1 protein-coding gene is annotated in these 1112 nt (G+C 74.6%); it reads right to left on the reverse strand.

The window, feature by feature from the left end; all coding sequences use genetic code 11:
• On the reverse strand, positions 1–864 hold an 864-nt coding region (locus G3I65_RS24850), incomplete at its 3' end, for a cobyric acid synthase (protein WP_160698239.1).
• Positions 865–1112 lie beyond the last annotated feature (248 nt).

The raw sequence follows: 1112 nt of genomic DNA on the forward strand, positions 1-1112 counted from the left end.
CACGACGACGTCCGGGTCGGCGGTCAGCGTGACCGTGACCCCGGGCTCGGCGGCGAGCGCGTCGACGTCGGTGGCGTTGGACGCGCGCGGGAACCGGACGACCGCCACGCGCAGGCCGGGGCCATGGGTCTCCCGCCGCCAGCCCGCGACCGCCAGCGCGTCCTCCGAGTCGATCCACACGCGGTCGAGCCAGGGCAGCACGCCCAGCACGGGCCGCCCGGCGACCTTCTCGAGGCTGTCCAAGCCCGGGCGCAGCAGGCCGACGTCGCCGCGGAACTTGTTGACCACCCAGCCCGCGACGAGCGCCTGGTCCTCGGCCGAGAGCAGCGCGAGGGTGCCGAACATCGCGGCCAGCACCCCGCCGCGGTCGATGTCGCCGACGACCAGGACCGGCAGCCCGAACCGCCGCGCGAGCCCCATGTTGACGTAGTCGCCGCCGCGGAGATTGATCTCCGCCGGGCTGCCGGCACCCTCGCAGACGACGACGTCGTAGCGGGCGCTGAGGTCCTCGTACGCCCCGAACGCGATCTCGGCGAGCCCGGCCCGGCCGGTCGCGTACTCACCGGCTTCGAGCGTGCCGAACGGCTTCCCGAGCGCGACGACGTGACTGCGCCGGTCGCTCCCGGGCTTGAGCAGCACGGGGTTCATGGCGGCCTCGGGCTCCACCCCGGCGGCGCGCGCCTGCACCCACTGCGCCCGCCCGATCTCGGCGCCGTCGCCGCAGACCATGGAGTTGTTGGACATGTTCTGGGCCTTGAAGGGAGCCACGCGGATCCCGCGACGCGCGAGCCACCGGCAGATCCCGGCGGTGACCAGGCTCTTCCCGGCATCGGACGTCGTGCCGGCGACGAGGAGGCCGCTCACCGGTTGTCCACAGCCACGCCGCGGCCCACCGAGTTGTCCACAGATCGCCGAGCGGAGCGTTTCCCCCGGCGGGGGCCGATAGACTGGACAGGGGCCGCCCCCCAGGGAGTGGTGGGGGCTGCGATGGCGGCGGCGACCAGCAACGCGGCCGCCCCGACCCGCCGGGACAACCGCACCGCCCGCCGCAAATCCACCGGCTCCGGTTCACGCCCCTCTCCCAACTGCGCCCGGCTCTCCACTTCCCCGCC

This window comes from Amycolatopsis sp. SID8362, from assembly GCF_010550475.1.
In the GTDB taxonomy this organism is placed as follows: domain Bacteria; phylum Actinomycetota; class Actinomycetes; order Mycobacteriales; family Pseudonocardiaceae; genus Amycolatopsis; species Amycolatopsis eburnea.